19 protein-coding genes are annotated in these 21,686 nt (G+C 75.3%); 7 read left to right on the top strand and 12 right to left on the bottom strand.

Translation table 11 applies throughout. From position 1 onward, the window contains the following. The first annotated feature begins 2 nt into the window (after positions 1-2). The gene (locus tag ABZS80_RS32020) at positions 3-440 is read left to right on the top strand and encodes a GNAT family N-acetyltransferase (RefSeq protein WP_355061775.1); all 438 of its coding nucleotides are present in this window, start codon (positions 3-5) and stop codon (positions 438-440) included. Positions 441-461: 21 nt separating this feature from the next. On the opposite strand, the gene ABZS80_RS32015 is transcribed toward ABZS80_RS32020, so the two are convergent. The 8 genes from ABZS80_RS32015 to ABZS80_RS31980 form a co-directional block, all read right to left on the bottom strand. Further along, a complete protein-coding gene (locus ABZS80_RS32015) occupies positions 462-1,712 on the bottom strand; it encodes a beta-ketoacyl synthase N-terminal-like domain-containing protein (protein WP_355061774.1) in 1,251 nt (416 codons plus the stop codon). Between the two features lie 115 nt (positions 1,713-1,827). After that, a complete protein-coding gene (locus tag ABZS80_RS32010) occupies positions 1,828-3,096 on the bottom strand; it encodes a beta-ketoacyl-[acyl-carrier-protein] synthase family protein (RefSeq protein WP_355061772.1) in 1,269 nt (422 codons plus the stop codon). Continuing rightward, complete coding sequence (locus ABZS80_RS32005; RefSeq protein WP_355061770.1) at positions 3,093-3,500, bottom strand: cupin domain-containing protein; 408 nt, start codon at positions 3,498-3,500, stop codon at positions 3,093-3,095. The genes ABZS80_RS32010 and ABZS80_RS32005 overlap by 4 nt, the downstream gene beginning before the upstream one ends. Then, positions 3,497-4,204 (bottom strand): SRPBCC family protein, encoded by a 708-nt coding sequence (locus ABZS80_RS32000; protein ID WP_355061768.1) that lies wholly within the window; start codon positions 4,202-4,204, stop codon positions 3,497-3,499. The genes ABZS80_RS32005 and ABZS80_RS32000 overlap by 4 nt, the downstream gene beginning before the upstream one ends. Then, positions 4,201-5,706, bottom strand: coding sequence for an acetyl-CoA carboxylase biotin carboxylase subunit (locus ABZS80_RS31995; protein ID WP_355061767.1), 1,506 nt, complete (start codon positions 5,704-5,706; stop codon positions 4,201-4,203). Before ABZS80_RS31995 ends, ABZS80_RS32000 begins: the two co-directional genes overlap by 4 nt. Continuing rightward, positions 5,706-6,182 carry an acetyl-CoA carboxylase biotin carboxyl carrier protein gene (gene accB / locus ABZS80_RS31990; RefSeq protein ID WP_355061765.1) on the bottom strand — a complete coding sequence of 159 codons (477 nt, stop codon included), beginning with the start codon at positions 6,180-6,182 and terminating at the stop codon, positions 5,706-5,708. Before accB ends, ABZS80_RS31995 begins: the two co-directional genes overlap by 1 nt. Beyond that, positions 6,179-7,906, bottom strand: a complete 1,728-nt coding sequence (locus tag ABZS80_RS31985; protein WP_355061763.1) for an acetyl-CoA carboxylase carboxyltransferase subunit alpha — start codon at positions 7,904-7,906, stop codon at positions 6,179-6,181. Before ABZS80_RS31985 ends, accB begins: the two co-directional genes overlap by 4 nt. After that, positions 7,903-8,265, bottom strand: a complete 363-nt coding sequence (locus ABZS80_RS31980) for a TcmI family type II polyketide cyclase (protein ID WP_355061761.1) — start codon at positions 8,263-8,265, stop codon at positions 7,903-7,905. The genes ABZS80_RS31985 and ABZS80_RS31980 overlap by 4 nt, the downstream gene beginning before the upstream one ends. 415 nt (positions 8,266-8,680) lie before the next feature. Between ABZS80_RS31980 and ABZS80_RS31975 the strand changes: the two genes are divergently transcribed. From ABZS80_RS31975 to ABZS80_RS31955, 5 genes are all read left to right on the top strand, one after another. After that, positions 8,681-9,526, top strand: a complete 846-nt coding sequence (locus ABZS80_RS31975; RefSeq protein ID WP_355061759.1) for a BTAD domain-containing putative transcriptional regulator — start codon at positions 8,681-8,683, stop codon at positions 9,524-9,526. Between the two features lie 137 nt (positions 9,527-9,663). Further along, a complete protein-coding gene (locus ABZS80_RS31970; protein ID WP_151463712.1) occupies positions 9,664-10,011 on the top strand; it encodes a TcmI family type II polyketide cyclase in 348 nt (115 codons plus the stop codon). 234 nt (positions 10,012-10,245) lie between these two features. Then, positions 10,246-11,127, top strand: coding sequence for a hypothetical protein (locus tag ABZS80_RS31965; RefSeq protein WP_355061757.1), 882 nt, complete (start codon positions 10,246-10,248; stop codon positions 11,125-11,127). A 161-nt stretch (positions 11,128-11,288) separates the two neighbouring features. Next, on the top strand, positions 11,289-12,491 hold the full coding sequence (locus ABZS80_RS31960; protein ID WP_355061755.1) for a low temperature requirement protein A: 1,203 nt from the start codon (positions 11,289-11,291) through the stop codon (positions 12,489-12,491). Between the two features lie 118 nt (positions 12,492-12,609). Next, positions 12,610-12,816, top strand: a complete 207-nt coding sequence (locus tag ABZS80_RS31955) for a hypothetical protein (RefSeq protein ID WP_091305815.1) — start codon at positions 12,610-12,612, stop codon at positions 12,814-12,816. A gap of 358 nt (positions 12,817-13,174) precedes the next feature. Here the strand turns inward: ABZS80_RS31955 and ABZS80_RS31950 are convergent, their stop codons facing one another. From ABZS80_RS31950 to ABZS80_RS31935, 4 genes are all read right to left on the bottom strand, one after another. Continuing rightward, on the bottom strand, positions 13,175-15,280 hold the full coding sequence (locus ABZS80_RS31950; RefSeq protein ID WP_355061753.1) for an amino acid transporter: 2,106 nt from the start codon (positions 15,278-15,280) through the stop codon (positions 13,175-13,177). An 82-nt stretch (positions 15,281-15,362) separates the two neighbouring features. Beyond that, a complete protein-coding gene (locus tag ABZS80_RS31945) occupies positions 15,363-15,764 on the bottom strand; it encodes a hypothetical protein (protein ID WP_355061751.1) in 402 nt (133 codons plus the stop codon). A gap of 159 nt (positions 15,765-15,923) precedes the next feature. Next, positions 15,924-16,694: a DUF5995 family protein gene (locus ABZS80_RS31940; protein ID WP_355061750.1), complete on the bottom strand. Its 771-nt coding sequence runs from the start codon at positions 16,692-16,694 to the stop codon at positions 15,924-15,926. Positions 16,695-16,805: 111 nt separating this feature from the next. Further along, positions 16,806-19,745: an AAA family ATPase gene (locus tag ABZS80_RS31935; protein WP_355061748.1), complete on the bottom strand. Its 2,940-nt coding sequence runs from the start codon at positions 19,743-19,745 to the stop codon at positions 16,806-16,808. Positions 19,746-19,933: 188 nt separating this feature from the next. Between ABZS80_RS31935 and ABZS80_RS31930 the strand changes: the two genes are divergently transcribed. After that, positions 19,934-21,686, top strand: a 1,753-nt coding sequence (locus ABZS80_RS31930; protein WP_355061747.1) for an adenylate/guanylate cyclase domain-containing protein, incomplete at its 3' end; no start/stop codon positions are given.

The following is a 21,686-nucleotide window of genomic DNA, read 5'->3' as shown; positions in this document are numbered from 1 at the left end:
GCATGTTCCGTGCGGCCCGGCCCGACGACTTCGCGCAGATCATCCACCTCTACCGGCAATTGCAGCCCGACGATCCGCGTTTGACCGACGGATCCGACGAACGGGCCTTCGCGCAGATCCTGAGCAATCCGGCGCTGCACCTGTTCGTCCTCGAACTGGACGGGCTCGTCGTCGCCACCACGTACCTCAACGTGATTCCCAACATCTCCCGATCGGCATCGCCCTACGCCGTCATCGAGAACGTCGTCGTCGAAAAATCGCGGCGCGGCACCGGCCTGGGCAAGCAGATCATGGCCGGCACGCTCCAGGCCGCCTGGGACGCGGGCTGTTACAAGGCGATGCTCATGACGGGCTCGCGCCGGCCCGCGACCCACGCCTTCTACCGGGCCTGCGGGTTCTCCGGCGACGTCAAGACGGCGTACCTGGCTCGCCCGTCCTGACGCGGCGCACCGGTCGCCCCGTCACCTCTCCTCCCCCGCCGGCGGGGGCGCGGCGCCGCGGAGGACCACCGCGCTGTTGAAGCCGTCGAAGCCGCGCGCCCCGACCAGGGCGATGCGGCTGCGCGGCGGGCGCGGCCGGCGCAGGAAGGTCAGCTCACAGCCCGGCGCCGGCTGCTCCGGCCCGGCCGAGGCCGGCAGCAGGCCGTGGTGGAAGGCGAGCAGCGCGGTGGCCGCGTCCAGCGCCGAACCGCCCTGGTGGGCCCGGCCGGTCAGCGGCTTCTGCGTGGTCACCGGCGGGGTCGTCGCGCCGAAGACCGCGCGCAGGGCGGCCGCCTCGGCCCGGTCGTACGCCGGCACGCCCAGCGCGTCCGGCCAGATCACGTCCACGTCGTGCGGGCGGACCCCGGCCCGGTCCAGGGCCAGGCGCAGCGCCCGGGCGTAGTGGGTCGGATCGGGGCCGGCCTCCGGATCGGTCGGGGCGGCGTCGTGTGTGGCCGCCCAGCCGGTGATCTCCCCGTAGATCCGGGCGCCCCGGGCGAGCGCGTGCCCCAGCTCCTCCACCACGAACACGGCGCCGCCCTCGGCCGGCACGTACCCGGCGGCGCCCGCGTCGAACGGCCGGTACGCCCGCTCCGGGTCGGCCACGTCGCTGAGCAGCCCCGAGCGGAGCTGGCAGGCCAGCGCGTACGGGCTGAGCGGGCACTCGGTCGCCCCGGCCACCACCAGCGGGGTGCCGCGGCGGATGGTCCGCACCGCGTGGGCGAGGCTGTCCAGCCCGCCGGCCGACTCGGAGACGGTCACCCCGCAGGGCCCCTTGAGCTGGTGCCGGATGGACAGCTGCCCGACGCTGGCCGCGTAGAACCAGGCGATCGACTGGTACGCCCCGACGGTCCGGGACGGCCCACCCCAGAGCCGTTGCAGCTCCCGCTGCCCGAACAGGTTCCCGCCCGAGGAACTGGCCAGGGTGACCGCCCACTGGTACGGGTCGGGGGCCTCCTCGGGCAGGCCCGCGTCGGCCAGCGCCAGCCGGGTGGCGGCGAAGCCGAGGTGCGTCCACCGGTCGGTCTGCACCCGCTGCCGGGTGTCGCTGAAACCGGCCGGGTCGAAGTCGGGCACCTCCCCGGCCACCCGGGTCGGATAGCCGGCCGGGTCGAACAGGGTGATCGGCCCGGTGCGGCGGGTGCCGGCCAGCACCGAGGCCCAGTGCGCGTCGGCGCCGACACCGGTCGGTGCGACCACCCCCAGCCCGGTCACCACAGCCCGGGCGGTCACGGCGTTGTCCTTGTTCGCGACTGCGGGGCTCGCAACACCGGCTCACTCCTCGCGCTCACGGGCAATGTCCTTGTTCGCGACTGCGGGGCTCGCAACACCGGCTCACTCCTCGCGCTCACGGGTGCACCGCCAACCGGCGGAAGATCATGGCGGACTGGAAGCCGCCGAAGCCGCTGCCCACCGACAGCGCCACGTCCACGGGCACCTCCCGGGCCTCGTTGGGCACGTAGTCCAGGTCGCACTCCGGGTCCCTGGTGGCCCAGTTGGCGGTGGGCGGCACCACGCCGTACTCGATGGCCAGCGCGCACGCGGCCATCTCGATGGAGCCGATGGCGCCGAGCGAGTGCCCGACCATCGACTTGATCGAGCTGATCGGCACCCGGTACGCGGTCGCGCCCAGCGCCCGCTTGAACGCGGCCGTCTCGTGCCGGTCGTTCTGTCGGGTGCCGGAGCCGTGCGCGCTGACGTACGACACGGCGGACGGGGCGAGCCGGGCCTGGCGCAGCGCGTCGGTGATCGCCACGGCCATCTCCGCCCCGTCGGGGCGCAGCCCGGTCATGTGGAACCCGTTGCTGCGGCTGGCGTAGCCGGCCACCTCGCAGTAGACGTGCGCGCCCCGGCGCCGGGCGTGCTCGGCCTCCTCCAGCACCAGCACGGCCGCGCCCTCGGCCAGCACGAAGCCGTGCCGGTCGGCGTCGAACGGCCGGGAGGCGTGCTCCGGGTCGTCGTTGTCCGGGCTGGTGGCGCCGATGGCGTCGAACGAGGCCACGGTGACCGGGGAGATCGGCGAGTCGGCGGCCCCGGCCAGCACGATGTCCGCCTCGCCGTCGGCGACGAGCTGGTGGGCGTACCCGATGGCGTCGATGCCGGACGTGCAGCCGGTGGAGACCACCTGCGCCGGCCCGTGCAGGCCGTGCCGGCAGGCCACGTCGGCGGCCAGGCTGCTCGGGATCAGCGCCTGGTACAGGTACGGCCCGCCGAGGGTGTGGTCGACCAGCCAGTGCCGGCCGGAGTCGCTGACCCGCACGTACTCCTTCTCCAGCGCCATGGTGCCGCCGACGGCGGTGCCGAGCACCACGCCGGTGCGTTCCCGGTCGGCGTCGGACAGCGTCAGGCCGCTGTCGGCGAGCGCCTCGGCGGAGCAGGCGAGGGCGAACTGCACGTACCGGTCGGCGCGCTGCCGCTCCGCCAGGGTGATGCCGGCGGCGTCCGGGTCGAAATCGCACTCGGCGGCGATCTGCGAGCGGAACGGCGACGGGTCGAAGAAGCTGATCCGCCGGGTGGCGGTGCGCCCCTCGGTGATGGTCTTCCAGAACCGGTCCCGGGTGGCGCCGCCGGGGGCGACGACGCCGACGCCGGTGACCACGGTCCGCCGGCCGGTCACGACGGCGTCCGGGGTGGTGGGGCGCCCTCGGTGTCGACGTGGCCGAGTTCCGGGCGGGGGGCGAGCGGCCCGAGGTGGAAGACCACCTCGGCCGGCTCGTCGCCGGTGTTGCGCAGCCGGTGCCGCACGTCCTTGGGCACGAACAGCCCCTCGCCGGCCGCGAGGAGCACCGGCCGGTCGTCCAGGTCGACGGTGATGGCGCCGCGGGCGACGTAGAGGAACTCCTCGCTGTAGGGGTGGTAGTGCTCGGCGATCCGCTCCCCCGGCGCGAGGGTGGCCACCCCCATGAAGCCGGAGGTGCTGCCGACGGTCTTCGGGCCGAGCAGCACCCGCAGCTCGCCGCCGCGCCGCCGGTCGGGGGTGACGTCGTGGACGGAGACCCGGGGCGTGGTGGTGTCGGTCATCGCGCGCCTCCCGCGTGCGCCCGCTCGATCCGCTCCTTGATGACGGCGAGCTGGACCTTGCTGTTGGTGTTGATCCGCTCGGTCATGCCGGCGTCGTCCACCGGCGCGGTGGGCTTCATGGCGAAGTCCTGCACCCAGGTCATCCGGGTGCCGCCGTCGACCTCGTCGTAGCGCCAGTAGATGCGCATGTACTCGAACGGGCCGGTCTCCACCCGCCGGGCGCGCACCTCGCGGGTCGCCGGGTCGGCGGTGCGTTCGCTGACCCAGCTCCACGACGTGCCGTTCTCGTCCGGGTGCATGGTGAGCCGGAACCGGACCGTGTCGCCCTCCCGGTGCAGGATCTCGACCACCGCGTACTCGGTGAACAGCTCGGTCCACCGGGCCACATCGTTGGTGATCTCCCAGACCAGCGGCAGCGGGGCGGCGATGTCGACGGCGTTCTCGGTGTGCCCCGGCGGGTCCGCCTTCCGGGCCACCAGGTCGGCGACGCCGGCGATGCTGAGCTGCCCGGCCTGCTCCGGGATCTTCACCCGCCACCGGTCGGCCACGACCGCGGAGAGTTCGAGCAGGGCCAGCGAGTCCATGCCCAGCTCCTCCAGGCTGGCGGCCGGGGTGCGGGCGGCCGCGTCGGCGTCCAGGCCGCAGTGGGTCACCAGGATGTCGGTGATCTCGTTGGTGAGCGGTCGGTCGGGAGCGACGGTCATGGGTTCCTCCAGGCGTTCGGGCCGGCGGCGGGCACGGCGGTGACGGGGGTACGGCCGGCCGGGTCGGCGTCGGCGCGGATGTCGGGCAGGGCCGGTGCGGCCCGGTCGGCGCCGTCGGGCGGCGGGGCGGCGACCGGTACGGCGTCGGCGGCGGGCGGGTTGAGCAGGCGGTCGACCAGGGCGGTGGTGTGCCGTCCGGCGCGGAAGGCGGCGTCGCGCAGCACCCGCCGGGCGAACGGGATGGTGGTGCGCACCCCCGGGCCGGCCACCTCGAACTCGGCGAGCGCCCGGTCCAGCCGGTCCAGCGCGCCGTCCCGGTCCGGCGCCCAGACCGCCACCTTGGCCAGCAGCGAGTCGTAGTGCGGGCTGACCAGGTAGCCGACGTGGCCGTGGGTGTCCACCCGGGTGAACGGGCCGCCGGGCGGCCGGAACCGGTCCAGCCGGCCGGGGGCCGGGGCGAAGTCCCGGTCCGGGTCCTCCACGTTGACCCGGCACTCGACCGCCACCCCGCGCAGCCGGACGTCCTCCTGCCGCCAGCGCAGCGGCGTGCCGGCGGCCACGTGCAGCTGCTCGTGGACCAGGTCGATGCCGGTCACCAGCTCGGTCACCGGGTGCTCCACCTGGATCCGGCAGTTGATCTCCAGGAAGTGGCAGCGTTCCGCCTCGTCCACCAGGAACTCGACGGTGCCGGCGCCGGTGAAGCCGACCGAGAGGGCACCGCGCAGCGCGATCTCCGCGAGGGTGTCCAGGGTGGCCGGTCGCAGCGCCGGGGCGGGCGCCTCCTCGATCAGCTTCTGGTGGCGGCGCTGCACCGAGCAGTCCCGGGTGCCCAGGTGGATCCCGTTGCCGTGGCCGTCGCAGAGCACCTGCACCTCGACGTGCCGGGCGTCGGCCAGGTACCGCTCGACGTAGACCCGGTCGTCGCCGAAGGCGACCTGGGCGGCGGCGCGGGTGCGGGCGTACGCGCGGGGCAGCTCGGCGGCCGAGCGGACCACGGTCATCCCGCGACCGCCCCCGCCGGCGGCCGCCTTCACGATCACCGGGTAGCCGACCTCGGCCGCCACGTCGAGCGCCTCGGCGGCGCTCGGCAGGGTCCGCACGCTGCCCGGCGGCAGCGGCAGGCCGGCGCGGCTCATCAGCGCCCGCGCCGTGGACTTGTCCGCGAGGGCGGCCATCACCTGCGGCGGCGGGCCCACGAAGGTGAGCCCGTTCTCCGCGCAGATCTCGGCGAAGTCGGCGTCCTCGGAGAGGAAGCCGTAGCCCGGGTGCACGGCCTGCGCGCCGGTCTGCCGGGCCGCCTCGACGATCGCGGCGGCGTTCAGGTAGCTCTGCCGGCTGGACGCCGGTCCGATCTGGACGGTCTCGTCGGCCAGCCGCACCGGCAGCGAGTCCGCGTCGGCGCTGGAGTGCACCACCACCGTCCGGACGCCCAGCTCCCGGCAGGCCCGCAGCACCCGCAGCGCGATCTCGCCCCGGTTGGCGATGAGCACCTTGTCGAACATCACACGTCCCGTCCGGTGAGCGGTTCCAGGGCGATCAGCGGCTGGTCGTACTCGACGGGCTTGCCGTCCTCCACCAGCACCTCGACCACCCGTCCGGCCTGGCCGGCGGTCACCTCGTTCATGAGCTTCATGGCCTCGACGATGCCGACCACCTGGCCGGGCCGGACCACGTCGCCGACCACCACGAACGGGGCGGCGCCGGGCTCGGGGGCGCGGTAGAAGGTGCCCACCACGGGCGCCCGCACCGCCGGCCGGTCCGTCACGGGCGTGGCGTCGACCCGCGGTTCGGTGACCGGATCGGCCTCGGCACGGGGCGCCGGGGCCGGCGGGACCGGGTGGTGCCACTCCACCTCCAGCACGGTCTCGCCGCTGCGCAGCCGTACCCGGCGCACCGGGCCGGCCAGCTCGGCGACCAGCTTGCGGGCGTGCCGGCTCAACCCGTCCAGCACCTGTTCCGGCCCGCCGTCCGGGCTCATCGCGCCACCTCCGTTCGTGTCCGATCAGTCGCCTCGACCGGCGGGTTCGGGCCCGCCGAGCGGGCCGCGCCGAAGCGGCGGAACCGCTGCCGGCGGCGGCGGACCAGGGTGGCCGGCGGCACGGCGAGCAGCGGGGCGAGGTTCGCCGCCACGGCCCGGCCCAGCAGCTCGGCGGCGCCGGCCGGATCGCCGTGCGCGGCGGGCCGCGGCTCGGGCACCACCTCGTCGATCACCCCGAGCCGGCGCAGGTCGGCGGCGGTGAGCCGGAGCGCCCGGGCGGCCTGCGGGGCGGCCGAGCTGTCCGGCCAGAGGATCGCGGCGCAGCCCTCCGGGCTGATCACCGAGTAGACGGCGTGCTCCAGGATGAGCACCCGGTCGGCGACCGCGAGGGCGAGCGCGCCGCCGCTGCCGCCCTCGCCGGTGACCACCGCGACGACCGGCGTGGGCAGGACGCTCAGCGCGAGGATGTTCTCGGCGATCGCGGCGGCCTGGCCCTGCTGCTCGGCGTCCACGCCCGGGTCGGCGCCGGGGGTGTCCACCAGGGTCACCACCGGCAGGCGGAGCCGGGCCGCGAGGCGCATGAGCCGCAGCGCCTTGCGGTGCCCGGCCGGGCTGGCCATGCCGAAGTTGCGGGCCACCAGCTCCGCGGTGGTGTGTCCCTTCTGGTGGCCGATCACCATCACCGGCCGGCCGTCCAGCCGGGCCACCCCGCCGACGATCGCGGGGCAGTCGGCACCGAGCCGGTCGCCGTGCAGCTCCACGAAGCCGTCGAAGGCGGTCTCCAGGTAGTCCAGCGTGGTGGGCCGGCCCGGGTGCCGGGCCGTGCGTACCGTCTCCCAGGCGTCCCGGGCCGGGCCGGGCGCGCCGGCCGTGACGGCCGGTCGGGGCGCCGGCTCCTGCCGGGGTACGGGGATCCGCCGGCCGGCCTCGGCGGCGGCGAGCAGCGCCGTCAACCGGCCGCGCAGCGCGTGCCGGGGCACCACGAGGTCGATCTGGCCGTGCCGGAGCAGGAACTCGGCCGTCTGGAAGCCCTCCGGCAGGGTGGCGCCGGTGACCTGGCGGATCACCCGGGGGCCGGCGAAGCCCAGCCGTGCGCCGCTCTCGGCGAGCACCACGTCGGTGTTGGTGGCGAAGGAGGCGGCCACCCCGCCGTAGGTGGGGTCCGTGACGACGCTGACGGTGAGCAGGCCCGCCTCGCGCAAGCCGGCGACGGCCTGGCTCACCGTGGCCATCTGCATGAGCGACAGCGCGCCCTCCTGCATCCGCGCCCCGCCGGAGGCCGTGACGAGCACCAGCGGAGTGGCGTCGGCCAGCGCCCGCTCGGCGGTGCGGGTGATCAGCTCGCCGACCGCGCAGCCGAGGCTGCCGCCGAGGAAGCGGAAGTCCATCACCGCCAGGGCGACCGGGTGGCCGCCGACCCGGGCGGTCCCGCAGAGCACGGCCTCGTCCAGGCCGGAGCCGGCGCGTGCCGCGCCGAGCCGGTGCGGGTAGGGCAGCGCGTCCACGAACCCGATCGGGTCGACCCGCACCGCCCGGTCCGGCAGTGGGGTGAACGAGTCCGGGTCGACCAGCTGCGCCACCCGGTCGGGGGCGTCGAGCCGGGCGTGCGACCCGCACTCCGGGCAGACGTCGAGGTTGCGGCGCAGCCGCTTGCGGTAGAGCAGCGAGGCGCAGCCGTCGCAGCGGGACCAGAGCTGTTCGTCCCGGGGAGCGGTGGTGGTCACGGTCGCCGCCCGGGGGCGTCGTACCGGTGGGACTGCCGCCCTGGGGCGTCGTACCGGTAGAAACAGTGGGCCATGGCGTCGCGCGGCGAACGCCAGGTCGGCAGGTACGGCGAGATGTACGGGCGCAGCCGCTCGCTGACCCGGACGAACTCGGGATGGCCGCGCGCCTCCTCCACCGCCCCCTCGGCCGGCGCGTCCGTCTCCAGGAGATGGACGTAGAGGTCGTGCAGCCGGTAGAGGGAGCGGTGCCGGACACCGACCAGGCCGGGCAGCTCGGTCGCGTCGGACGCGGCGAAGATCTCGGCGACCCGATCCTCGGCGGTCGGCACCACCTTGGCGACGATGAGCGAACGGTCCATCCGCGGCCTCCCCTGGATGCGTACCGGTGCATGGCGACCGGTCTCGGCGCACGACTGGCGACACGGTGCCGCCGGGACCGTCAACGGGGCGTCAACCGGCCACCATCGGCCCGGGAAGTCGGTGACGCTGCGTTGACGCAAACTGTGCGCGAGCTATGTGAAGATCAGGTCCGCTCACGAATAGCGACACTTCTTCGCAGTTCACAGGCCGTTCGTCTGCCCACTACGGACGGTCAGCAAACGGACCATCCGTTGACTCAGAGTAACAAGTGTTGATATCCTCCGTACCGGTCAGCCCGGCCAAAGCGGGCTTTCTCCGCCACGGCGGAGCCGTTCCGACACCGGCGTCGTGGGCAGCCGAGCCGGGCAACAGAGGACGGTCGGGACGAGGGTTCCGCGTGCTGGGGGTGCGCCCGTGTCCGGTGGATCGAGAATGCCGACGGCGGGAGACTCCGCCCCACGGGTGTCGCTGCACCTGCTCGGCGGGTTCCGGCTGCTCCACGACGGCGTCCCCGTGGTGGTCCCCCGGGGCCTGCAACGGGTCATCGCCCTCATCGGCCTGCGCCCGGCCGCCACCCGCAGCCACCTCGCCGGGCTGCTCTGGCCGGAGACCTCGGAGGACCGGGCCCTCTCCTCGCTGCGCACCGCGCTGTGGCGGCTCCGGCAGGACCCCTGCTGCCCGCTGCGCACCGACGGCGACACCGTCCGCCTCGACCCCACCGTCCACCTCGACGTCGACGAGCTGGTGGCGGCCGCCGACCGGGTACGCGACGGCCAGATTCCCCGCGGCGCCGCCGGCGCCGGCCGGCACGACCTCCTCCCCGGCTGGTACGACGACTGGGTGCTGCTGGAACGGGAACGGCTGCGGCAGCTCCGGCTGCACATGCTGGAGGAACTCGCCGGCAACCACCTCACCGCCGGGCGGCACGGCGAGGCCCTGGAGGCGGCGCTGGAGGCGATGGCCGCCGAGCCGCTCCGGGAGACCCCGCACCGCCTGGTCGTCCGCATTCACCTCGCCGAGGGCAACGCGTTCGAAGCGGTGCACGCCTTCTACGTCTACCGCGACCTGCTGCTGCGCGAGCTGCGCCTCGAACCGTCCCCGGCCATGTCCGCGCTGCTCGACGAGACCCTCGCCCCGATCCGGCGGGCCAGCCGGCGGGATGCGCCCCCGCGGCGCGCCGACCGCAACAACGCCCCCGGGCGCCCGACCGGCTCGGCACCGCGCGGCTCGACCGCACCCACCACACCACACCCCCGCTGACCGCGGCGTCACCACCGCCATCAATGCCACCGCCCGGGCCGTGACGGTCAGGTGACAGCGGGCCCGGCAGGGTGTGCCCACGGTGGCCGGCGCCCTGGACCGGAGTCGGCGCACCACCAGCGGCGAGAGGGGCCCCGATGAGTCGACTGTTGGTCGTCAGCCGGATCGTGCCGGGTGCGCAGGGCCGGGTGGCCCAGATCTTCGCCGAGTCCGACGCCACCGAACTGCCCCGCCTCACCGGGATCCGGCACCGCTCCCTGTACTACCTGCACGACCTGTGCGTGCACCTCATGGAGACGGTGGACGTCGACCCGGACCTGGCCGCCGAGGTCCGCGACAACCCGTTCTACCAGCAGGTCAACGAGCGGTTGTCGGCGCACACGTCGCCGTACCTGCCGACCTGGCGTTCCCCCCGCGACGCCGTGGCCGGCTGCTTCTACAGCTGGGACGCGGCCGACCTCCCGGTGCCCCGCCAGGCCTGCTGAGCGGTCCGGCGCGAAGACCGGGGCGTCCCGGACCCTCGAACGGCACCAGGGTCCGGGGCGCCCCTTCCGCGCATCCGCGTGGCACACGCTCGGTCATCCCGCGGCCACCGGCCGGCACTTCCCGTCCCACCAGCGGCGGCAGCCGCCGACCTCCCTGTCGCCCCGCGCGTACGTGTGCGAAGCTGCCCCGAGTTTTCTCGCGATTGTCGTTCACGTACATAGGAGGAGGTTGGCATGCCGTCGAGCTTCGGGCAGTGGCTGGTCCTGATCCTGGCCCTGCTGGTGGGCCTGGTCGTCGGGTGGGTGGTGAGCGGCCGCCGGAACGCGGCCGGCACCGGCACGCCCACGGTGGAGGGTGCCGCCGCCCCGGCGCCCGAGGTGACCGCCACGGTCGACCGGGAGCGGCCGGAGGCCGTGGTCGACGAGGTGCCGGCGCCCGCCGCGGTGACCGAGGCGCCGACCCCGGCCGAGGAGGACGCCGCCCCGGCCGCCGCCACGCTGGCCGCCGAGGCCACCCCCCTGCCGTCCGACGAGCCGGTGACGGTCACCGAGCCGGTGACGGTCGCCGAGCCGGTGACGGTCGCCGAGCCGGCCGGGTCCGACGAGGAGCCGGCCCGCGCGGTGGCGGCCGAGGAGTCGCAGCCGGTCACCGAGCCGGTGACCGCCGGCGAGGAGGCCGAGCCGGCCCGCACCGCGCCGGAGCCGGTGGCCGTGGCCGGGGAGCCGGCCGCCGCGACCGAGCCGGCACCGGCCGCCGAGCCGGTGGCCGTGCCGGCCGAGCCGGTGGCCGGGACGGAGCCGGCCGCGCCGGTGACGGTGCCCGCGCCGCGCGCCTCGGTCGAGGACGCCGCTCCGGCCCAGGTGGACGCCGCCGACGACTTCCGGCGGATCCAGGGCATCGGGCCGAAGCTGGCCGCCGCCCTCCAGGCCGCCGGCATCCGCACCTACCAGCAGCTCAGCGAGCTGGACGAGGCGGTGCTGCGGGAGACCGTCAAGGGCGCCGGCCTGCGCGCCGCGCCCGGCCTGGCGACGTGGTCGCAGCAGGCGAAGGTGCTGGCCGGCGCCCGCGCCGAGGCCGACCGGGTGCTCCCCGCCGGCACCGGCGAGGACGCCTGAGCCGACCCACGGGCCGGTGGTGACCGAGGGTCACCACCGGCCCCCGCGCCCCGGACGGGCGCGAATGCGGGAAACCCGGCACGGGTCCGCGCGGGCGTCGCTACGGTCGGTGCAGGGCCGGACGGCCCGCCGCGCCGATCCCGCCACCGCAGGAGCAGCTCGTGCCCACCGCCACGCCGGAGCAGCCCGCCGAGCCGCGGCCCCCGGTGCGCGACCCCGAGGCGCCGCGCCGGGTGACCCTGCTGGAGCTCTTCTTCGACCTGGTGTACGTGGTCGCGCTCTCCCTGATCTCCCGCGGCCTGATCCACGAACTCAACTGGGAGCGGGCCTTCCAGTCGCTGATCATTCTGATGGCGATGTGGTGGACCTGGGCGATCACCACCCTGGTCACCGACATGTACGACCCGCAACGTCCCGAGATCAAGCTCTTGATCATCGGGGTGATGTTCGGGGCGCTGCTGATGACCACCGCCATCCCGGAGGCGTTCGCCGGCCGCGGACTGGTCTTCGCCGGGACGTACGTGGCGATCCATCTCGGACGCGGGCTGTTCCTCATGCCGGCGGTGCGGCGCCACCGGCAGACGCAGCGCCGGGCCGCCCGCATCTTCATCTGGTTCGCGGTCTCCGCGATCCCCTGGCTCGCCGGCGCCACGGTGGCCGGCCAGGCCCGCGAGATCCTCTGGGCGCTGGCGCTGGGCATCGACTACCTCGGCTTCCGGCTCGCGTACCCGGTGCCGGGGCTGGGCGTGGTGCCGGACGCCCAGCGCAACGTGACCGCCGAGCACCTCTCCGAGCGCTACCAGCAGTTCTTCATCATCGCGCTGGGCGACGCCATCCTGGTCACCGGCACGGTCTTCAGCCTGCACCACTCGGAGGCGGAGAACATCGGCGCCTTCGCCATCGCGTTCGCCACCACGCTGCTGCTCTGGCGGATCTACGTGCACAAGTCCGGGGAGCTGCTGCCGCACGCCATCGCCATGTCGAAGCAGCCGGCCAAGTTCTTGAACTCCGCCCCGTACACCCACCTGCTCATGGTGGCCGGCGTGGTGACCAGCGCGGCGGGGTTCGACCTGGTGCTGCTCGAACCGACCGGGACCACCCCGCCGGCCTGGCTGGCGGTCATCCTGGGTGGGCCGGCGCTGTTCCTGACGGGTCGGGCCGCCTTCGAGTACGAGGTGTTCAGCCGGGTGTCGGGGTCCCGCCCCGGCGGCGTCCTGGCGCTGCTCACCATCTCCCCCGCCCTGCTGCTCCTCGCTCCGGTCTACGCGGCGCTCGGCGCGATGCTGGTGCTGGCCGGGGTGGCCGTCGCCGACCACCTGCGCAGCCGGGGCCGGCCGCCGGAGATGCCGGCGCCGCCGCACTGACCCGGCCGGGCATGGTCGGAATCGGCCGCGCCGGAACCGCGGCGCCGTTTGACCGTTCCCCCGCCCTGGGTACATGACCTCCACCTCGAATCCACCACAACCCCAGTGGAGGCAACCCATGCGCGGCACCTCGATAGTCGGCGTCCTGGTCGTCATCTGGCTCGTCATCGGCGCCATCGCCGCCGGCCAGCGCGGTTACTACGGCAACGACGACACCAACTGCGCCGAGGCCGGCACCATCCTCGTCACCATCGTGGCCGGCCCGCTGAACTACATCGGCGCCAACCCCAAGGTGGACTGCAAGCTCCCCGAGCCGTCCAAGTAGTCCCCGCACCACCCCGGCCCGCGCCCGCTCCCCCGCGGCGCGGGCCTTTCCGTGCCCGGCGTACGCGGCGTCACCACCCCTACGCCATCCTAGGAGGCTGGGTCCCTCGCTCCAGCGGCGCGGTCGTTGTGGGGGTGCGAGGTGGCAAGGGCAGCGGTCCAGCCACGCGGGGCGGCGAAGGAGACCAGCCGGCGGCTTCCTCGATTTCTGTGCCGAGATTTCCTCGCCCGGGTGCGCGCACTCGCTGACCGGCGCGCTCGATCGGGGCGCCGGTAGCCGGGCGCAGCCCGGTGCTGGTCGCGGTCGGCGTACCCCTCGGGTCGTCGGACGGGACGGGGCCCGCGGCCGGCGGCGGTGCTCAGCCGCCGACGTGGATGCCGGGCCGGCGGGCGGGGTCCGGCTCGGTCTTGCGGATGATCTCCCGGACCACCGGCGGGGTGTCGCCGCGGCCGAGGATCAGGTAGCGCAGCAGGTGCGCGATGGGGTTGCCCTCGGACCACTCGAAGTGGCAGTGCGGCCGGACCCCGGTGGCGTCCCGCAGGGCCAGCAGGATGGCCGCGATGGCGTTGGGGGCGGCCGGGCTGTTCGCCCGCAGGATGCGGTAGCCGCCGACCTCGACCCCGTGCACGCGCAGCACCTCGCTGAACCGCGAGGGGTCGCTGATGTCGATCTCCAGGAAGAGCACGTCGGCGGCGCCGGGCACCGGGTTCATGCCGCGCTGCGCGCGCTCCTTGAGCCGGTACTCCTTCAGCGAGCCGCTCTGCCGCTTGTTGGCGATCAGGTGCAGCCGGCCGTCGTGGGCGATCGAGTCGGCGACGAACCGCCGCGCCGCCTCGTCGAACTCGATCCGCTCGGCGCGCAGTTCGGTGGTGCGGGACACCCGGGAGATCAGCGAGACGGCGACGATGCCGGCGATGAACAGGCCGGAGATGGTGATGCCGTCCGGCTTCTCGATGACGTTCTCGACCAGCGCGTAGAGCAGCACCAGGGTCAGCACCGTGAAGCCGATCCCGGCGAACGGGTGCCGCGACCGGTAGGCGGAGATGGTCACCGCGATCGCGCCGGAGACCATCATGGCCAGGATCCCGGTGGCGTACGCGCCGGCCTGCGCGTTGACGTCGGCGCGGAAGGCGACCGTGATGGCGATGCTGATCGCCGTGTAGACCAGCACCACCGGCCGGACCGCCCGCCCCCACTCGGGCGCCATGCCGTAGGACGGCAGGTAGCGGGGCACGATGTTGATCAGGCCGGCCATCGCCGAGGCGCCGGCGAACCAGAGGATGAGGATGCTGCTGATGTCGTAGACCGTGCCGAACGCCTCGCCCAGGTGCTCGTGGGCCAGGAAGGCCAGGGCCCGGCCGCTGGCCGCCCCGCCGGGCGCGAACTCGTGCGCCGGGATGAGCACGGTGGTGACGAAGGTGGTGGCGACCAGGTAGACCGACATGATCAGCGCGGCGGTGGTGAGCAGCTTGCGGGTGTTGCGGATCCGCGCCGCCAACCGGTGCTCGGCGTCGACGCCGTCGCTCTTGACCAGCGGCATCATGCTCACCCCGGTCTCGAAGCCGGAGAGGCCCAGCACCAGCAGCGGGAACGCGAGCACGCTGGTGGCCAGCACGTCGCCCGCGCCGCCGACCCGGGTCAGCCGATCGGTCCAGCCGGCGAGCGTTTCCGGAGCGGCGGCGACCTCGGCCAGGCCGGCGACCACGATCACCGCGTTCAGCCCGAGGAAGACCGCCACCAGGGGGATGGCGACCTGCACCGCCTCGCTGAACCCGAGCAGGAACACCCCGCCGAGGATGAGCAGCAGCACCACGGTCACCACCACGGCGGCCGTGGCGCCGTGCGGGAACGACTCGGGCAGGATCGGGTTCTCCAGCAGGTGCACGGTGGCGTCGGCGGCGGAGAGCGTGATCGTGATGATCCACGAGGTGGCCACGAAGCCGAGCAGCACCAGCACGAAGATCTTGCCCCGCCAGAACGGCAGCAGCCGTTCCAGCATGGCCACCGAGCCCTGCCCGTGCGGGCTCTCCCGGGCCACCCGCCGGTACATCGGCAGCATCCCGAACAGGGTCAGCGCGACGATCAGCAGGGTCGCGAGCGGGCTCAGCGCGCCGGCCGCCACCGCCGCGATGCCGGGCAGGTAGGACAGGGTGGAGAAGTAGTCGACGCCGGTCAGGCACATCACCTGCCACCAGGGGTGCCGCTTGGCCTGGTGCTCCCGGGTCTCCGGGCCTTCCGGCTGCACCCGGTGCTGGAACAGCCAGCGGGTGAGCCGGCTGGTCGGTTGGGCCGGCCGGACCGGGCTCTCCACGCGCTCCGGAAGCCTGGCGGGTCCCCGCCGGGCGCGGTCGCCGCGCTCGGGGTCGCGGGCGTCGCGCAGTGCCCGGCCCGCGGGGGTCGACTGCGCGTGGTGGCGGCGCCCCCGCGTCCGCCGGGGCTGCCCCCCGTCCCGTGCCTCCGCCATGTACACCCCTTCAGGCCCTGAACCGACCGTAGGTCGTGCGCGGGGCCCGGCCCGGCGGAACCGGGCAAGCGGCCGGGGATGATCAAGGCGGGGTGGCCAGGGCGTCGCGCAGCGCCTCCGGGTCACTCACCGTCACCGTGACGGCCGGGTGGCGCGGCCAGGGGCCGGGGACGAGCGCCGGCACCGGGGTGGCGAGGCGGATGCACACCCCGGCGGCCACGCCGGTGCCGAAGGTGACCCCGCCGTCGGCCAGAGACAGGTGCGGTCCGACGGCCCGCCACCAACGGTACGGGCCGCCCAGCTCGACCCCGCTGACCTTGTCCCGGGGGGTGCGCAGCCGCCAGGGGCCGTACCGGACGGTCAGCTCGTCCGGGCCCAGCTCGACGCGGGCGGTCTCCGGCCGGATCCCGAGCAGGGCCAGCGGCAGCCGGAACGCCGGGTCGAACCGGAAGGCGAAGCGGCGGACCGGATCGGTGTGCGGCATGACCGGCGGGTACCCGGTCGGCCCGCGCCGACACCCGGTCGTCGTCAGCCCGGGCCCGCCCAGCCGGTCGGGAGCGCCGCTTCCACCGGCCCGTGCTGGCACCACTGACGGCGTCCCCGCGCCCTGCCGACGGCGGGACGCGGGGACCCCCCGTCCCGGCTACTGCAGGAACGCCCCGAGGGGCGACAGCAGCAGCCGGCCGAGCAGCGCGGCGTTGTCGTCCAACCGCATCCGCTCACACTCGCGGGCCTCCGGGTCGTGCCGGCAGCGCCAGATCTTCTGCGCGTTGCGCCAGGCCACGTTCCGGGTGTACTCGACCAGTTCGCCCTCGTACCAGTCGTCGATGTCGCCGTTCACCATGTCGATCATCAGCTGCCAGTGGTCCAGGTAGCCGCGGCGCAGCTCCGGGATCCACTCGGCGAAGATCTTGTTGATCTCCAGGTAGTCGTGGTGCTGGTCGCTGGCGTCGACCGGCTCGGACTCCAGGCTGTCGAAGGTGGTCACCAGCGCGAACGGCAGGTCGTAGTTGATGTGGGCGTTCACCCCGGCGGCGGCCGACGGCAGCGGCCGGGCGTCCGGGCCGCGCATCCGCTGGAACAGGCACGACCAGGCCTTCGGGGTGCTCGGGTGGGAGTCCGTCCAGAACCGCAGCGCGTCGAAGTAGCGGGCGGCGAACTCCACGTCGAGCCGGGCCAGGAAGGCCGGGTCGGTGAAGCGGTCGTCGTACAGGCCGTCGAGGACCGTGGAGGTGATGACCAGGTAGAGCTTGTTGAAGTCGGCCAGCGGGCAGCTCTCCTCCAGCGGAGGCAGCCGGACCAGCAGATCCTGCAGCTTGGTGAGGTGGTCGACGACCGCCGGCACGTCGGCGGGGTGGTCGGCGAGCAGCCCGACGATGTCCTGGTGCACGGGACCCCAGACCGGTTCGGTCATCTCTCCTCCACAGTGGTCGGCGCCCCCACGACGCCACCCGGTGACGCTGGACAGCCTTCCAGCCGGCGTACGCCGGCCGGATCAGTAGAACGACGTATTGCCGACGTGCGGCTACTCGGCCCGGTTGCGCAGGAAGATCGCACTGGCCTGCACCCGGGTGCGCACCTGGAGCTTGTCGAAGATGTGCGACACGTGCACGCCGATGGTCCGCTCGCTGATGAACAGCCGCTGGCCGATCTCGCGGTTGGTCAGCCCCTCGGCGACCGCCGCGAGCACCTCCCGCTCGCGGGCGGTGAGCACCACCAGCTCGTCCACAGTGGGCCCGGCCGGCTCCGCGGCCCGGGGCCGGGGCGCCGGACGGGCGGCCGGGCCCTCGTCCAGGGCGACCCGGGCCCGGCCCGCCAGGGTGCGGATCTCCTCGCTGAGCGGCACCGCGCCGAGCGACTGGGCCGTCCGGTGGGCCTGCCGCAGCAGCTTGCCGGCGGTGGCCACCCGGCTGCGCCGGGCCAGCAGCGCCTCGGCCTGCCGCAACCGGGAATAGGCCGCCGGGTAGGGGTGGTTGCGCCGGTCCCACTCGGTGGCGGCGCGCGCCCACAGCTCGGGGTCGCCCCGGCCGTCGTCCAGTCGGCTCAGCTCGGCGGCGCAGAGGGCCAGGAACGCGTCGGCGACGTAGCGCACCGGGGCGCCCGCCTTCCCGCTCTTGGCGGCCACCCGGTCGACCACCTCGCGCAGCCGGCGGACCGCGTTCGGATCCACCTCGACGGTGCGGCTGGCCGACGCCTCCGCCTCCGCGCGCAGCCCGTGCCAGGCCAGCGTGGCCAGCACGATGACGTCGTCGGAGCGGCTCTCGGTGAGGCCCCGCTGGACCGCCTGCCGGGCCAGGTCGTGCCGGCCCTGCCACATGGCCAGCCCGGCCCGCAGGATGAGCATCGGCAGCACGTGCCGGGCCCCGCCGCCGGCCAGCACGGTGGCGACCGCCTCCAGGTCGCGGTCGGAGGCCTCGACGTCGCCGTAGCCGACGGACAGCCGGCACCGGGCGAGCAGCAGCTCGACCGCGTCCGCGCCGGACGGGCGGTGGCGCAGCGCCGCGGCGACGACCTTCTCGGCCTCGGCCCACTGCCCCACCCGGAACAGCCCGTTGGTGGCGATGGCCAGCAGCCGGGTCTCCCAGGTGCGGCCGAGCCCCAGCTCGGCGACCCGCTCGGCGCCCCGGCGGGCCACCACCACCCCCTCCTCGAGGATGTTCAGCGGCCCGGTGAGCAGCTCGGCCAGGTGCAGGTACGCACAGGCCACGTCGTCCGGCCGGCCGGAGCGCTCGGCGGTGTCCAGCGCCCGGCGCATGACGGCGAGCCCGGCGTCCGGGTCCTCCAGGTAGGCCTCGCTGAACCCGAGGGCGGCGCTGGCCAGCACCACCTCGGAGGCCGTGCCCTCGACCTCGGCGGCGAGCCGGAGCGCCTCCCGGGCCTGGTCGCCGGCCTCGGCGTAGCGGCCCAGGTGCAGCAGCAGCTCGGCCAGGTGGGCGGCGGCGGTGGCCCGCTCCCGGGGCGTGCAGTCGTCCGCGGCCAGCACCCGCCGGTATTCGGCCTCGGCAGGGGCGGACCGGCCCGCGGCGGCCAGGTAGCGGGCCCGCCGGATGTGCAGGGCGCAGGTGGGCGGGCCGGCCGGGTCGGCGGCCAGCTCCTCCAGCAGGGCCAGCGCGCGGGCGTGCTCCCCGCAGTGGTGCGCCGACTCGGCCGCGTGGGTCAGCAGCTCGGCGCGGTCGACCTCGACCGGCTCGGGCCGGCCGCCGTCGGGCAGCACGGCGGGCGGGGTGGTGGCCAGGCTCAGGGCGGCCGACCAGTGGCGGTGCGCCTCGGCGTAGCCGTGCAGCCGCTCGGCCTCGCGGGCGGCGGCCATCGCGGCCGGCAGGGCCCGGGCCGGCTCGCCGGCCAGCCGCCAGTGGTGGGCCAGCCGGGCCTGGTGCAGCTCGGCGGTGGCCGAGGTCAGCGTCTCGGCGTAGCGGCGGTGCAGCGCGGCCCGCTCGGCGGGGAGCAGCTCGTGCGCCAGCACCTCGGCGACCAGGCGGTGCCGCAGCCGGTAGCCGTCGTCGGCGCCGACCAGCAGCCGGTGCGCCACCGCCTCCCGGACCGCCTCGATCAGCTGGTCCTCGGGCAGCCGGACGACCTGGGCCAGCAGCCAGTGCTCGACCGGCTCGACCCCGGCGGCGACCGCGTGCACCACGGCGTGCGCGGGCTGCGGCAGCGCGTCGACCCGGGCCAGGAAGACCTCGCGCAGCGTGTCGGAGAGGCCGTCGTGGCCGTCGCGCAGGTCGCGGGCCAGCTCCTCCACCACGAACGGGTTGCCGCCGCTGCGCCGCCAGATCTGGTCGGCGGCCTCGGGCGCCAGCGGCGCGCCGACGACGGCGGCGGCCAGCTCGTCGGTGTCGGCCCGGTCCAGCGGCGCCAGGTCGACCACCCGGACCGAGCGCAGCCGGCGCAGCTCGGTGAGCACCCGGCGCAGCGGGTGCGCGCCCTGCAACGACTCGGCCCGGATCGCGGCGAGCACCGACAGCTGGAGGTCGCCGAGACCGGCGAGCAGGTAGAGCAGGAGCTGTCGGGTGCTGCGGTCGACCCACTGGAGGTCGTCGAGGACCAGCACCAGCGGCCGACCGCCGGCGACCAGGTGCAGGCCGCGCGACACCCGCTCCAGCAGCGCGCCCGCGCCGTCCGGCCCGGGGGTCTCCTCGTCGAAGACCTGGAGCAGGCCGCGGACCGCGGAGGACGTGCGCGCCTCGGTCAGGTCGGCATCGAGGCGGCGCAGCGCCTGGCGCAGCGGGTGCAGCGGCGAGGCGTCGCCGATGTCGAGGCAGACGCCCGTGAGGACCAGCGCCCCCGCGTCCCGCAGGCGCTCCCCCACCTCGGTCAGCAGCCGGGTCTTGCCCACCCCGCTCTCGCCGGTGAGGAACACCGCCGCGGTCTGCCCGGGGGCGACGTCGTCGAGCAGGGCCGACCGCAGCGCCCCCACCGTGTCGGCACGGCCGACGAGCGGCGCGGTGTCCACATCGCTGGCCATGCACCGCAGCCTAGTCACAGGTTCCCGCACCGTTCTACGGGCTCAGCGCCCTTGTGGTACTCCTCGCGTCGACATTACGACTAATGGTTGCGGGTGGTCGACATACGTCGTCCTACCGATCCCCCGAGGATCCGGTGGTGAAAGTCTCCGGTGGTCGTCAGGCACCGGACCGGGGAAGGGTGGGTGCGATGCTGATCACCACGCCCGTGGAGAGTCGGGAAGCGGTCACCGTGGCCCGCTGGCCCGTGCCGGAGGAACGGCGCACGGTCACCGTCCTCTTCGCCGACATCGTCGGGTCGACCGGCCTGGTCGAGCGGCTCGACCCGGAGGACGTCCGGGCGCTGCAGCAGGCCTACTTCGGCACGGTGGCCGCGGTGCTCCGCCGGTGGCACGGCGTGGTGGAGAAGTACGTCGGCGACGCGGTGATGGCGCTGTTCGGGGCGCACGGCTCCGACGGGTTCGACGCCTACCGGGCGGTGCGCGCCGGGCTGGAGATCCAGGGCGCGCTGGACCGGCGGCTGCCGGCCGGCACCCGGCTGCGGGTCCGGGTCGGCGTGGCCACCGGCGAGGTGCTGGTCGACCTGGCCGCCACCCGCGACGGCGGGCACGGCGCGGCCAGCGGCGCGGTGATCACCACGGCGGCCCGCCTCCAGGAGCACGCCCCGCCGGGCGGAGTGGTGCTCTGCGCGGCCACCCGGCGGGCCGTCGCCGGCATGGTCGAGCAGCGCCCGCTGTCCGCCCTGACGGTGACCGGCCGGGCGGTGCCGCTGGACGTCTGGCGGGTGACCGGGGTGGCCCGGCGCCGGCCCGCCGCGCACCACGGCCCACTGGTCGGCCGCCGCCGCGAGCTGGCCACGGCCGGCGCCGAGATCGTGCGGGCCGTGCGGGAGCGGCGTCCACGCTGGATCTCGCTGGTCGGTCCGGCCGGCAGCGGGCGCAGCCGGCTGCTGCACGAGCTGGCCCGCGCGGTGTCGACGGTGGACGGCACCCCGGTGCGCTGGTGCGTCGCGCACTGCCCGCCGTTCCCCGACGGGGAGCTGGCGCCGCTGGCGGACCTGGTCCGCGGCCTCGCCGGGCTCCGCGCCGGCCAGTCCCCGGAGACGGTAAGCCGGCGGCTGGGCACCACCCTGGACGGGCTGTCGCCGGCGACCCGGCGCGGCGCGGCGGCGCACGCGCTGGCCGAGTTCCTGGCCACGCCGGGCGATCCGGGAGCCGCCGCGCGCGGCGCCGAGGCCTGCCGGGAGATCCTGCTGGACCTGGCCGCCGGCCAGCCGGTGGTGGTGGCGGTGGACGACCTGGACCGGGCCGCGCCGGCGCTGAACCGGTTCCTGCACCGGGTGTTCGCCGCGGCCACCGAGCGGGGTCTGCCGCTCGCGGTGGTGGCCACCCACGGCCCGCGCTGGGCGGACCTGCTGCCCGGGGCGGCCGGCCGGCGGCGCCGGGTGCCGCTGCCCGCGCTGGGCGCCGTCGACACCGGACGGCTCCTGCGGCACCTGCTCGACCGGGCCGGCCGGCCCACGGCGCCGGCCGCGGAGCTGCTCCCGCTGGTCGGCGGCAACCCGGCCGCCGCGGCGGCCTACGTCGCCACGCTCGGCGCCGACGGCGAGCCGGCCGGTGTGCCCGAGCCGGTGAGGCGCCTCGTCGACGCCCGGCTGGACCGGCTCGACGGGGAGCAGCGGGCGGTGCTGATGGCGGCCGCGGCCTGGGCTGTGGACGTCCCGGCCGCCACGGTGGCGCGGATGCTCGGCTGGCGGGCCGGGCGCGCCGAACGGGTGCTGCGTGCGCTGGTCGACGCGGGCCTGCTGCGCCGCGCCGCCAGCGGCGGGTACGCGGTCGTCGAGCCGGCCGTGGCCCGGGTGGCCGCGCAGCGGCTGCCCCGCGCGGTGCGGGCCGAGTTCGCCCGCCGGCTGCGGGACGCCGGGGCGGTCGGGGCGATCCGCC

It is taken from the genome of Micromonospora sp. NPDC005305, from assembly GCF_040607315.1.
Classification (GTDB): domain Bacteria; phylum Actinomycetota; class Actinomycetes; order Mycobacteriales; family Micromonosporaceae; genus Micromonospora.
Note: the sequence above shows the minus strand (reverse complement) of the source record. Positions and strands in the feature narration are given on the sequence as shown.